Source organism: Aquimarina gracilis, from assembly GCF_035285365.1.
In the GTDB taxonomy this organism is placed as follows: domain Bacteria; phylum Bacteroidota; class Bacteroidia; order Flavobacteriales; family Flavobacteriaceae; genus Aquimarina; species Aquimarina gracilis.
This window is the reverse complement of record NZ_JAYKLX010000006.1, coordinates 192,594-204,993: the sequence shown is the minus strand read 5'-3', so window position 1 is coordinate 204,993 and position 12,400 is coordinate 192,594. Positions and strand designations below refer to the sequence as shown.

Annotated in this window: 15 protein-coding genes; 11 read left to right on the top strand and 4 right to left on the bottom strand. The window is 33.3% G+C overall.

From position 1 onward, the window contains the following. Nucleotides 1–2: 2 nt before the first annotated feature. Nucleotides 3–1,259 (bottom strand): response regulator, encoded by a 1,257-nt coding sequence (locus tag U6A24_RS13740; protein WP_324180563.1) that lies wholly within the window; start codon nucleotides 1,257–1,259, stop codon nucleotides 3–5. 161 nt (nucleotides 1,260–1,420) lie between these two features. Between U6A24_RS13740 and U6A24_RS13735 the strand changes: the two genes are divergently transcribed. The 3 genes from U6A24_RS13735 (at nucleotide 1,421) to U6A24_RS13725 (ending at nucleotide 3,320) form a co-directional block, all read left to right on the top strand. Continuing rightward, nucleotides 1,421–2,068, top strand: coding sequence for a hypothetical protein (locus tag U6A24_RS13735; protein WP_324180562.1), 648 nt, complete (start codon nucleotides 1,421–1,423; stop codon nucleotides 2,066–2,068). Nucleotides 2,069–2,212: 144 nt separating this feature from the next. Further along, a complete protein-coding gene (locus U6A24_RS13730) occupies nucleotides 2,213–2,701 on the top strand; it encodes an RNA polymerase sigma factor (protein WP_324180561.1) in 489 nt (162 codons plus the stop codon). Between the two features lie 4 nt (nucleotides 2,702–2,705). Next, nucleotides 2,706–3,320, top strand: a complete 615-nt coding sequence (locus tag U6A24_RS13725; RefSeq protein ID WP_324180560.1) for a hypothetical protein — start codon at nucleotides 2,706–2,708, stop codon at nucleotides 3,318–3,320. A gap of 83 nt (nucleotides 3,321–3,403) precedes the next feature. Here U6A24_RS13725 and U6A24_RS13720 read toward each other — a convergent pair whose 3' ends face one another. After that, complete coding sequence (locus U6A24_RS13720; RefSeq protein WP_324180559.1) at nucleotides 3,404–3,832, bottom strand: hypothetical protein; 429 nt, start codon at nucleotides 3,830–3,832, stop codon at nucleotides 3,404–3,406. 110 nt (nucleotides 3,833–3,942) lie between these two features. Next, nucleotides 3,943–4,305 (bottom strand): helix-turn-helix domain-containing protein, encoded by a 363-nt coding sequence (locus tag U6A24_RS13715; protein ID WP_324180558.1) that lies wholly within the window; start codon nucleotides 4,303–4,305, stop codon nucleotides 3,943–3,945. Between the two features lie 222 nt (nucleotides 4,306–4,527). Between U6A24_RS13715 and U6A24_RS13710 the strand changes: the two genes are divergently transcribed. The 8 genes from U6A24_RS13710 to U6A24_RS13675 all read left to right on the top strand — a co-directional run bounded on the left by U6A24_RS13710 (nucleotide 4,528) and on the right by U6A24_RS13675 (nucleotide 11,347). Then, nucleotides 4,528–5,250, top strand: a complete 723-nt coding sequence (locus U6A24_RS13710; RefSeq protein WP_324180557.1) for a hypothetical protein — start codon at nucleotides 4,528–4,530, stop codon at nucleotides 5,248–5,250. A gap of 30 nt (nucleotides 5,251–5,280) precedes the next feature. Further along, nucleotides 5,281–5,460 carry a hypothetical protein gene (locus U6A24_RS13705; RefSeq protein ID WP_324180556.1) on the top strand — a complete coding sequence of 60 codons (180 nt, stop codon included), beginning with the start codon at nucleotides 5,281–5,283 and terminating at the stop codon, nucleotides 5,458–5,460. Nucleotides 5,461–5,575: 115 nt separating this feature from the next. Then, nucleotides 5,576–6,754, top strand: a complete 1,179-nt coding sequence (locus U6A24_RS13700; RefSeq protein WP_324180555.1) for a DUF2586 domain-containing protein — start codon at nucleotides 5,576–5,578, stop codon at nucleotides 6,752–6,754. A gap of 22 nt (nucleotides 6,755–6,776) precedes the next feature. Then, nucleotides 6,777–7,205, top strand: a complete 429-nt coding sequence (locus U6A24_RS13695) for a hypothetical protein (protein ID WP_324180554.1) — start codon at nucleotides 6,777–6,779, stop codon at nucleotides 7,203–7,205. A gap of 52 nt (nucleotides 7,206–7,257) precedes the next feature. Continuing rightward, nucleotides 7,258–7,608, top strand: coding sequence for a hypothetical protein (locus U6A24_RS13690; protein WP_324180553.1), 351 nt, complete (start codon nucleotides 7,258–7,260; stop codon nucleotides 7,606–7,608). Nucleotides 7,609–7,834: 226 nt separating this feature from the next. Then, a complete protein-coding gene (locus U6A24_RS13685) occupies nucleotides 7,835–9,061 on the top strand; it encodes a phage tail tape measure protein (RefSeq protein ID WP_324180552.1) in 1,227 nt (408 codons plus the stop codon). Nucleotides 9,062–9,099: 38 nt separating this feature from the next. Further along, nucleotides 9,100–9,855, top strand: coding sequence for a DUF6046 domain-containing protein (locus U6A24_RS13680; RefSeq protein WP_324180551.1), 756 nt, complete (start codon nucleotides 9,100–9,102; stop codon nucleotides 9,853–9,855). Nucleotides 9,856–9,865: 10 nt separating this feature from the next. Further along, complete coding sequence (locus tag U6A24_RS13675; protein WP_324180550.1) at nucleotides 9,866–11,347, top strand: hypothetical protein; 1,482 nt, start codon at nucleotides 9,866–9,868, stop codon at nucleotides 11,345–11,347. On the opposite strand, the gene U6A24_RS13670 is transcribed toward U6A24_RS13675, so the two are convergent. Continuing rightward, nucleotides 11,344–12,147 carry a hypothetical protein gene (locus tag U6A24_RS13670; protein ID WP_324180549.1) on the bottom strand — a complete coding sequence of 268 codons (804 nt, stop codon included), beginning with the start codon at nucleotides 12,145–12,147 and terminating at the stop codon, nucleotides 11,344–11,346. The two genes, U6A24_RS13675 and U6A24_RS13670, sit on opposite strands and share 4 nt — an antisense overlap. Nucleotides 12,148–12,400: the final 253 nt, after the last annotated feature.

Here is a 12,400-nt window from a genome sequence, read left to right as displayed (position 1 = left end):
CTTTAACTATGTACAGGGTTTTCTATGTGCTTGTTAATGACCTCTAATAAATGATTTTTATTGTAAGGTTTTAGAATATAATCATTCAGCCCGGCATGAATTATCTGTCTGTTTAATTGGGTAATATCAACAGCTGTCAATGCTATAATAGGGGTTTTTGGGTCAAATTCACGTATGCGTTTTGTGGTACCGATCCCATTAAGCTTAGGCATGTTAATGTCCATTAAAATCACATCGTAGCGATTTTCCCTGACTAATTCAATTGCATCAAAACCATTATCAATTGTGGAGCAGTCAAAATTCTCTTTTGATAACATTTTATCGGCTACCAAAAGATTCAGCTTATTGTCATCAACAATTAAAGCTTTTAACTTTTTGTCCCGAACTGTCGAGTCGGCGGTTTTATCTAAATCCTGAGGTTCTATTACTTTTTGTATTTTAAAATCTACCACAAATGCGTATTCAGAACCTGCTCTAGAATTATTTTGAATAATCACTTCACCTTTAAGAGCATCGGCAAGTCTTTTTAATATTTTTGAGTTTAATCCCGTACCCAGATAGGATTTCTTTGCTTTCTGAACATCAATAAATTCTCTATAAATTGATTTTTGATCTTCCTTAGATACGTCATATCCATCATGATTTACCTTAAAAGAAAAAGTACTTACGGCATCTTTGTTCTTTATTAAATTGACAGAAAAATAAACATTTCCATTTTTCGTAAACCTCAAGGCGTTGCTAATAAGGTTCATGAGAATTTGAGATAAAATAGCGGGATCTCCAATAACTGCCGAGTTAATTTCAGGATCAAAATTGTAATGTAAAGTATTGTCACTATTTTCGGTAGCGTAGCTAAATGACTGTACTAGGTTCTTTGTAATTTGTTTTAAATTAAACGATACATTTTGAGCTCTAATTTCCTCAGAATCTAAGTAATTTACATGAAGTACATTATTGATTAATGTTAATAAGTAATCCCCAGAAAATTTAAGTGATTTTAACTTTCTGTCTTCCTTGAGTTCGGGATGTTCTTCTGCAATCAGGTTAGTGAGTCCCATTATACCGTACAGCGGTGTCCTAAGTTCCTGGCTCAGGATAGAAATATAATCTTGCTGTAAATGCAACTGTTTTTCTGTCTCTTTCTCTAAAGCAGATATTTCTTTGTTTCTTGAATCAAGAGCTTTTTTTGTATCTAAATATTTGTATAACAAAAAAAGAACGACAGCCAGAAATATGCCTCCGATTATATAATTAATCATAGCTCCTTTTTTATGACACAAATATAAGACTTATCTTACAGGTATGTACTCGTAAATCTAGCAAAAAAATGTAATGAATAAAAGATTTTAGAGACTATTAATACATAAAAAACCTATTTATATTTATCTTTAGCACAATTATTGTAGTAGTGTAGAGTGATATGAGAATTAAACTGTTTTTATGTTTTATAGCTATTATTCCTATTTGGGTCAATGCTCAGATAGAAAGCACTACTTCATTGCGTATTGATAGTGAATCGGATCTTAATACCAATGATTATAGCTTATCTGGTGAATTGTCGACGTCTGAATCTAAAAGTAATTTTGGCTTATATGAAGTTCCAGAGCATCTTGAAGATTATGCTCGCAATAAAAAGCCTTTTAGCATGGAAAATGATAACGGTTTTTTAAAACCTACGGCAGACGGAACTCCAAAATGGTTCAAGACAGAAAAAGAAATCAAAGACGAATATTTAGTTGATCAATTTTTAGGAAACTTCAAAAGCGGAGCAAAGTTTGTTATGTTGCTTTACAGAGATCACGGATCCATTGATGGCGATTTGGTACGCATTTTTTTAAATAATGATGTCATTAGAGGTAACGCTTACCTGTCTGGATCATTTAAATCAATAAAAATCAACTTGGTTAAAGGTTTTAATACAATTGATATTCAAGCACTTAATGAGGGAGAAGCTTCTCCCAATACTGCTGAATTTCAACTATATGATGATCAAGGAAACCTTATAACGAGTAATGAGTGGAACCTAGCCACCGGGGTAAGGGCTTCTTTTACAGTGATAAAAGAGTAATCTTTTTCTTTGCTTTATATACCTAATAATGCATTTTTTTTCTCTCCATAATTACCTCCGTAAATACTTTCAAATCAAATTTCACATTAAAAAGTGTGATTTTTTTTCTTTATTCTATACTAACAGAGAAAACAAGGATATAATATGAGTAAAGAAACCGAGTTTACTCACATCATTAAAGCACACGAAGGAGTTATTTTTAAGATAACTACTGTTTATACCAATAATCAAGAAGACCAAAAGGATCTTTACCAAGAAATAGTTTATCAATTATGGAAATCCTATGATAATTTTAAAGGAAACTCGAAGGTTAGTACCTGGATGTATCGAGTGGCTTTAAATACTGCTATTACCAGACTAAAAAAGGAAAAACGAAAAGGCGATCAAATAGGTATTGATAAAGTAATCATGAAACAAACAGAACAGTACGATACTGAGTTTGAAGAACGATTGAAAGTTTTATACGCGCACATAAATGGTCTTAATGAATTAGAAAAAGGATTGATGTTGTTGCTCTTGGAAGGTAAAAAGTACGAGGAAATATCATTAATAACTGGCTTGTCTGCAAGTAATGTAGGGACAAAAATCTCGCGGATTAAGCAAAAGTTGAAAACACAAATTGTAAAAAAGTAAGGTTATGGAACTAGAAGAGATGCAAGAATTTTGGGCTCAAATGAGCAATAAAATAGAGAAACAAAAAAAGTTAACTGATAAAATGATTATTATGATGACACAGGAAAAATATCACAGAAAATTAAATAAAATCGCTTATCCGGAAACTATTGGAGCTGTTATGTGTTATGCAGTGGCTTTATTAATATTGATAAATATAGGTAAACTTGATAATTGGTATAGTTTGCTTTGTGGAGTTTTATGTTTGTTGGTACTGATTGTATTACCTGTTCTTTCTCTGGGGATGATACATCGAATTAAAAACATAGATATTGCGGGTAATAGCTATAAGGATACCTTGTTAGAATATGCAAAACGAAAAAGACGTTTTCAGAAATCAATGAAATGGAGTTATTATCTTGGCTTTGTCTTAATGTTTGCGATTATGCCCGTAACCACAAAAATAATTAAAGGAAAAGATCTTTTTGAAGGAACAAAATCTATTTGGCCTTTTGCAGTTGCGATTCCATTGGCGATTCTATTTTTTGTATATTTTTCAAAATGGGCCATAAAATGTTACAACAACAATATTAACTCTGCAGAAAACCTAATTAAGGACATTGAAAATAATAAATCTTAGATTCGGTATTTAATCTTTTATAAAAATAAGAAAAGGACGATCATGATCGTCCTTTTTGTTTTATTAGTCCATTCTATTATTTTTTAAGATATCCAGTTGTTTGATTTAGAGTATTTAGAAAACCAAACTAAAAATATTGATATTATAATTACTACTATGGGCATGATTACTCTATCACCAGATAGCTCGATAAAATCTTGAATAAAGAAGTTATAGGTTGCTTGCGCAACTACTGCGATAAGCGAAATAAGCAATAATATAAAAGCCCATTTTCTTTTAAGTAATAATCCTATACAACCCAAAACACCCAAAAATACAGATGTGGCAAAAGCAGCTGTAACCCAAGCAGGGATATTGTTATAAAAGTTTTGATCAGCTTCTGGTAAAGCTGCAAGAGCTTCATCGGTTATATAGGCTTGACCCAGATAAGCCATAACGCCCATTAAATTCCATATAAGCGCAATAATACTAACTACCCAAAACCATTTGGGTATTTTGTTTGTGGTTTCCATAATTTATTGATATTAAGTTGTTTTGTAATAACAATGTAGACAGAAACCGAGTAAAAAACAAATAGACTAGTGATGCCTATTCCAAATAGATATCCGTTTTTTTGTGTGACTTAATTTGTAGACTTCAATGATGGTTTACTTTCTATAGCTCCTTTTTCTAATTTTTCTAATCTTTTTTTTATGAGGTCTAAGTCGCTGGTCAAGGCAGAAATGTCAATATTCTCAAGTTCTTTGTTTTTAAACATTTGTTGGCTCATGTTAAATAAATAATAAGGGTTAACTTCAAAAATTTCAATGATGCTTTTTAAAACATCATAACCGGGCTTGGTTCTTTTTCTGCTGCCATCGGGTTGTAGCCTTCCACTTGTAATGCTGTCAATAGTGGTGCTTGTAACTCCGATCTTAGAAGCAAAAGAATTGTTCGACAAATTTAATTCCTCAATTATTTCCTTAATGATTTCGTGAATTTCCATTTTATTAGCGTGACAATAATTTAATAGAAATATTCTGTAAAATGTTTTTTATTTCCGTAATATGTTGGTATATTTATGGGGTAAATATCTTCTTATAAAAGTATTTAAAATTTATGAGTATTTGACACTTTTTGAATTAAAATACTGAAAAGAAAGAAATTATATCTAGCTATTTAAAGTAAGCTATAAAATGAAAAGAATTAAACATAAACTCTTAAAGCCATGATACTACAACAATATTATGAACAAAAAAAGGATAAAATTTTAAGTATTGTTAATGCAGACAGGCCTAAACGAAATGATAAAATTCAAGTTGGTTTGTATAGCGATAGTATATTTCGAGGTGGTGATGAGGAAAGAAACCCTGTAATAATGTTTAAGTATAATGAGGTGGTTTGGAATACTTCTTCAGAACAAGAGTATAAAGCCGATGTTGAGTTTAGTATTTATATAGTATTGAACAATAAGTTTGAGAGAGATTATATAGAAAGTTTTGAATTAGCGCAACAAGTGGATCAGGCAATTCTTCTTCATCCCAATAAATCAGAAATCAGACAAAATAAAGAGGATATAGCAAGTGGTGTAACCGAAATAGAGTTAATTACCAATTCTGGTTTCAAGATAAGAGAGGGACAGTACACGGTAGAGGAAGATCATTGGGAAAAGAACAATTTTTATATCTGGGAGATTAGCTATAAAACCACGCTTGTCGAAAAAGAGTATAAAAAGAAATATACTATGCTCACGAATAAATTTTTTACCAGAGGAGATTTAAGAAGGAGAGAAGAAGAGGTGAGAAAGAACCTAAGGAAGCTTGGATACGATCTGGATGACTATAACCAGGTTACCTACAATGGTAAGGACCTGTTGGTATTTAAAAATGTTAAGGAACAACTAGAAATCAATAAACAAAAGAATGTTGATTTAACAGAAAGCAAGAGTTAGAAATTCAATCAAAAATCACGTTAGAATATTATGAAAAGAAAAAATGACTTACTAGAAAAAAGAAGAAGGTTTGTTCAAGATTATGTGTTGCAAAATCAGCATAAGCAAATGAAGCTTATTGTCGCCGAGCTTTCAGAGCGTTTATTCCTTTCAGAACGCACAATATATAATATCCTAAATCAAAGCCCAATATTGAGTGAGGTAGCATAAATTACTGAAACTACTGTATTTGTACCTTTTGTTTTTAGTTTTTTTTCTACGGCAAAATTAATTTTAACACATATAGTCTGTAAAAAAGAGAATTATAAACTAAAAAGAAAATATTATGGGTGTTTTATTTAATGACGTAGTCATAAACAAATTATCTGGAGGACTTGGTCGAAGAACACCAGATCAGGATATGGTTTCTGGGCTACTTTTTAATGGGTTAGATACTTCTGAGCTGGAGGATGAAAAGTTGCATAGATTGGCTTCTTTGGATGATGCCAAGGCGTTAGGTATAAATCAGGATTATGATTCAGGTGGTGAATCAGCTTATTATCAAATTTCTCAATTTTTCAGAATGAACCCTTCGGGAGACTTATTCTTGTACAAGAATAAGGATGCAACGTCATTTGCTGACCTTGTTAGTAAGGCTGAAACGATGTTATTGCAAGCTAATGGTGAAATTCGTCAATTAGCTGTTACTTATAATAAGGATATAACTTTTGATCAAACTTTGAATGCAGTAGCCGCCGCAAAAACCATTACTGATGCTGCTTTTGATAATCACAGACCCGTAGAGATTATTATTGAAGGTAAGGGTTTTGATGCTTCAAAAAGTCCTGCAGACCTTAGAGGTTATGGAGCTTCTAATGTTTCTGTTATGGTAGCTATGGACACTGAAAAAGCAAAAGAAGATACGTATAGTAATACTGCTGCTGTAGGAGTTTTATTAGGTGCCATTTCAAGAGCTAAAGTGTCCGAAAATATAGCATGGATAGAAAAATTTAATCTCACTGGTGAAGGTTTTCGTTCTGTAGGTTTTATTAGAGGTAAAGAATTACCTACTGAAGGAGCACAAAAAACATTAGATCAGAATAAATATATTTTTACACGAACTCATATTGGTATAGCGGGTATTTACTTTAATGATAGTCATACCTGTACAGAACCCACATCTGATTTTACCTATATAGAGGCGAACCGAACTATAAATAAGGCAGCACGTATTGCAAGAGCTTCTTTACTACCTAAGGTAAATGCACCTGTTTTGGTTGATCCAGAACTTGGGACACTACCACCATCTGTTGTTAAGGGGTATGAAACATTGTGTAGATCAGCATTGGAACGTATGGTCGCTAATGGCGAAGCGTCTGAAATTGATGTGTATGTTGATCCTTCTCAAAATATATTATCCAGTTCTTTATTACAAGTAAAAATTGAAGTGATACCTACAGGAACTGCACGACGAATAGAAGTGAATTTAGGGTTTAAAAACCCTTTTGGATTAACAACTGCATAATTAAAAATTAAATCAAGTAGAAATGACACAAATACCATTAATAAACGGTCAACGTCATAGTTGGTCTTCGATAGAAGTAAATGTTTTAGACAGAATTGTTACCGGGGTTACCGCTATTAGTTATGATGATTCCCAAGTAAAAGAAAATCATTATGGATCGGGTGATATGCCTGTTTTCCGTGGTAGAGGAAAATATGAAGCAAAAGCTTCTATGACCTTATATAATTATGAGGTGGAAGCTATTCAACAGGCATTGCCAAAGGGAAAACGCTTACAGGATATTCCTATTTTTGATGTGAAGGTAAGTTTTCTGGATGATGCTTCTAGCGATGTGGTTACACATGTTATACGCAACTGCGAATTTAAAACGAATAAAAGGGATATGAAACAAGGAGATACAAAAATTGAAGTCCAACTGGATTTGATAGTATCTCATATTGAATGGAATTAATAGGTTCATTTTTAATTATTGAACATTTTTAAGTAGTAATAAAAACAAGAATATGGATGCAACGGTAGAAATTAACAATAGCACAAAAGTTATTGATGGAAATATAACGGAAGCTCAACTACATACCTGGAAAAATAAATATGGTAAGCTTGTTAAAGTCGAAGTAGAAAATGATGAGGGAGAAACTAGGTTTGCTTATTTCAGAAAGCCTACGATGGCTACAAGAGCTGCTGTTTTACAAACGTCAAAAACAGATGAGTTTAAGGCATTAGAGGTGCTTTTTAAAAACTGTTACCTGGGTGGAGATGAAGAAGTAGTGCAAGATGATGATCTTAAACTTTCTGTAATTACAGCTTTTGCAGATTTAACGCAACCAAAAGCGGCAAAGGCAAAAAAGATTTAGATCCTTTTCTTCTTTCAGAAAAAGAGGGAGAGGACGAACTTTTAAAGGCAGCAGCGTTAATACGGTATTATTTTAAAAATGACCCGTATAAACTCTCTGATGAAAATTTTTCAAGACAATTGGGAGAAGCTTTATGGCTAAATGATTATTTAGACAGAAGGCGTGAATATGTTATTTCTAGTGCTTTGACTAAGGCGTTTGGAGAAGAGTAATATTAAACAAATCCATGGATAAAGAAAGTATAATGGGTTCCGCATCTTACGACGCAGCTATCAATTCCCTAAGGAATATGACTGCCACTTATGATAAAATTATTACCAAAATTGGTGATGTAGAAGTCACTCATGAGCGGGTTTTTAAAGCTATTGAATCAAGTACAGAAGCAGTGGTCTCTGCTACAGAAACTGTGACTAATACTGTAGAAGTTGCTTCGGATAAGGCAGAAAAAGCAGTAGATAAAGCAGAATCCAAGTACGATAAGTTTGCTAAGAAATTAGGTGGAGGGAAAGTAGCTAAAAGTCTGGCTTCAGTATTCAAAAGTGTCGATAACACTATTGAAGGTATGGATATGGGCAGTAAAGGTATTGAAAAACTAAAAGGAGGACTCGAGGGATTGCAAAAAATTGTGCCTATTAATGAAAACACAATTGGCCTATATAATGGCCTTTCAGATGCCATCGGGATGGCATCTGTTGCTCAAGGAATTTTAAATTCTGTCATGGCAGTGGCAGAGGTTGTTCAATGGGCATTTAATGCCGCTGCAGCTGCAAATCCTGTTGGGCTAGTCATTGCAGGAGTGATCGCCTTGGCTGGTGCTGTTATTTATGCCTGGAATAATTTTGAAGAATTTAGAGGAACTATAGTAGGAGTTTGGGATGTACTGAAGTCCTTTGGATCAGTAATACTAGATTTTGTCATCACCAGGATTAAAGAATTAATTTCTGGATTTAGTGGCCTTGGTACCGCAGTAATGAAATTTTTTGAAGGAGATTGGGATGGTGCCGTAGCTGCCGGTAAACAAGCTTTGTCTGACTTTACAGGGGCAGAAAGTGGAGTCAAACTGGCGGTTGGGATTGAGAAAGCATGGGACAAGATGGATGAAACTTATGATGCCGGATATAAAGTAGGTGCAGACGAAAGTAGTAAGCTTACTCTGGATGTGTTTCAAGGAATGGAAGTTACTAAACTCTTTCAGACAGAGGATGGTACAATTATGAAGCGTAAGCATGATGTAGGACCACAAATTGCTTTTGAAAAGAAGGGAGATTTATCACCTAAGGGAGGTGGTGTTGGAGGAGGGCGACAAATAAGTGTTGGGTCCTTAATTGATACACTCAATATTAATGTGACGCATCTTAAACAATCTTCTGCAGAGATTCGAGAAATCTTAAAGAAACTTCTTCTCGAAGAACTACAAAATGTAGAAAGAGCCCAGGAAACCAGGTATACTTGATGAAGTCTGTCAATATATAATACACTAATAGAATAAATATGAGTTTTACCTATAATATACCAAATCTAATTAATTCCCTGAAACTTAGTCAAAAAAGAAGTGTAGTACGTAATGTGTCAAACATTTTAACGAGCACAAATATTGGCGACTACACTAGTAGTTTACGAAGCTTAACCGAAGAGTATTTCTTTGAACCGCTTAAGGACCTTACTGAAGTGGATGAGTTTTTGATGGCAGGAGGCTCGTTTAATTTACCTGTATTTGCTCCTTTGGTGATCGAATTGACAAAAGAAGATATCGTAGGCGGTCTCAAAGGGGCGGCCGGCGAAGTTGCTACTGGAGAAACAAGTTTGGGTGGTGGATTGTTAGGAGCGGCTTTGGGATTTCGTATCGATGGGGTCTCTATAAGTGTAAGTCGATCCAAAAATATTGTTACGACTGCGGTAAACGGTAGAGATTATACTGTTAAAGAGTTCATTTCTAATGGAGATCATGAAATTTCTGTTAATGGTATTTTGGCATCAACTGGTAATGGATATCCTGTAGGTCAGGTAGTACAATTACGTAAGATTCTAGAAAAAAACACAACCCTTAAGGTAATTAATGCATTATTACAACGTATGGGTATCTTCGAGATTGTGGTTACCTCATATGAGTTTCCTTCTAATGACGGAATCAAAAACATTCAACCTTTTACCTTTACGGCAATTTCTGAAATACCCCTTGAGGTAGAAGAAGGCCTAGGGGGGCAGGCTAAAAATATAGCTAAAAATATAGCTTCAAGAATTATATAGTATAATTGTTATGTATAGATTGAATTGCGAAATAACTATTGGTACATATGTTTTTAGAGAGGTACACGAGATAGAAGTGATTACTTCGTGGCGTACCATTACAGATACTGCGACAGTTAAATTGCCAAGAAGAGCTAGATTTGTTCGAATTAAGGATGAAAACAACAATTCTGATAACGAAAATAAAGAAACCTGGGAAGTTACCAAGTTAGTTAATGTTATTAAGTCTGGAGATGAGGTCACTATCAAACTGGGGTATAATGATGAAATAACCCCAGTATTTATAGGATATGTTCGTGAAATAAAAGGTAGAGTACCTATAGAGATTACATGTGAGGATGTAATGCTAAAATATAAGGGATTACGACATCGTTGGTCCAAAGATAATGCTCTGTTAAAAGATATTAGAAATTTCTTTGCTAACCCGTCCGAGTTTGTTTCGGATTCTGCTGCTTATGCCGAACGCTTAAAACAAGGAGATTTATCCTATGCCTTCGAATTTGAAACGGATGAGGGCACAAAGCTGGAAGATTCTGAAATTGGTCTGGGAGCAGTAGCGTATGATAACCTTAGTTCTATACAAATTTTAGAAAAGCTAAGAGATGATTATGGTATTATGAGTTATGTAAAACCTGGTGAACGTTCTGAAGAAGGTTTACCAATCATGGTAATTGGCTGTAATCCATACAATATGAAGACAGAAGTCACTAAGGATAAAAAAAATGAAAAAGTATTTCATTTTTATGGTCCCAAAGGCAACGTAGTAGAAGATGAATTGGTTTACCGTACAGAAGAAGATTTCCCGCTTACTGTAAGCTATGAATTTCACTCAAAACAAAATGTTGTAATTAGTAGTAATGACGAAATAAAAGACACCACAGGTACAAGTGTGTCGAGAGGAAACAATAGTAATACAGCAAATACAGGGGGAAATGGTAATAATAGTGATACGTCAACAAAAAACATTAATGATATACCTCAAACCAATATTATAGATACTAATATAGCCAAAGATCGTTTTGGTAATCGTGGAGAAGTAAAAAGGTTTAAGTACTTTGGTCCTGAAAAAAACTTTACAAGTTTCGATGCAGATTCGCAAAATGTTGAGAAGGTAAGAGAAGAAGTAAAAAATTTGGCATATAATAAATTGACTTCAATTGTATATAATGGATTCAGGGGGAGCATGACTACGTTTGGCACCCCTCTGGTAAAACATGGGGATATTGTAAATCTTAATAGTTTTTATGATGGGATGCTATCCAAAGAATTGGTAGCCGATTTAAAAGAAAAAGATAAGACTACCAATATAGAAGATATTGTTAAAAATGGATTAGATTATTTTGTAGATGGGGTTACCTACCAATTCGGGGTAGAAGGGTTTCGACAAGTCATTGTTTTGGGGAAAAGGTTTGATGTCAAAAAGCCTGAAAACACTACTTCTAAACAAAAGCAAGAAACTAATCTAATATTTTCGAGAAGGGATACACCCTAATTTTTGTTTTGATTACAATATTTTCTGTAATTGAAAAAATCCAGACCTATTAGCTCTCTTGCAGTGTTAAAAGAAACAAGAAACATAGAAGTATTATACTCTTTTATTTCTGGTTGTTTTATAAATTCTGATGGATATTCTTTTCCCGTATGTTGATTTACCGCAACAGGTTTTGATTGGCTATAACGATCTCTATTGGTTGCAGATCGATTTTCATAAATAAAATAGGTTTTTTTTGAATATCTATTACTTTTATTGCTATAATATTCAGATTTGTAGGTTTGATATGGGTATTCTGAACCATCTCCTACCCAGCGTATATGAAGCTTCTTTCTATTACTGTTTTTATAATAATAAGTTTCTTCTTTTTTAATGTTTCCTTTTAATCCCCAATTAAGTTTATAGATCAATTTTTCATTTCGCTTTATTTGAAAACGTCTATACATGTATCCTTTACTTTTATAGTCAAAATAACCTATTATTTCTTGTCCTTCTTTGTTATAAAAGTTAGTAATATCTTGCTTTACTTCTTTTCTTAGGTTTACTGTATCTTTAAAGGCATGTTTTATATACAAAGAATCTTCTTTGGTAATGCTATTTAAAATGTCATTTTCAAATTGCTCAAAGTCTGCTTGTCCACATTTTTTTGTTAACCCCAGCATATCAGCCACCACACTATCAGGTTCCATCATTTTGTATTTATCAATAAGTTCCTGTAGATAATGTTTTTGCTTGGTTTCCTGCCCATATGTAGTTAGGGCTATAAGGAATACTATAAGTAGACTATATATAGTTTTCATAAGTAGGGTATTGTTTTCAGTTTTTATTTCAAAACACATGCCAAAAATACGAATTGTTTTAATGCATTATGTGATAAACCGTTGTAAAACAATAAGATTTTGTTTTTAAAGAAAGTCTTTTCAGCAATAATCAATGTAAGAAACAGATTATTTATAATAAAATATTGCAGCTACTGCAACAGGGTGCCAAAATGCTTTGTTGCATGATGTTAAAATTGTTACTTCGTAATAGTAATCTTTATAAAAAAGGGCT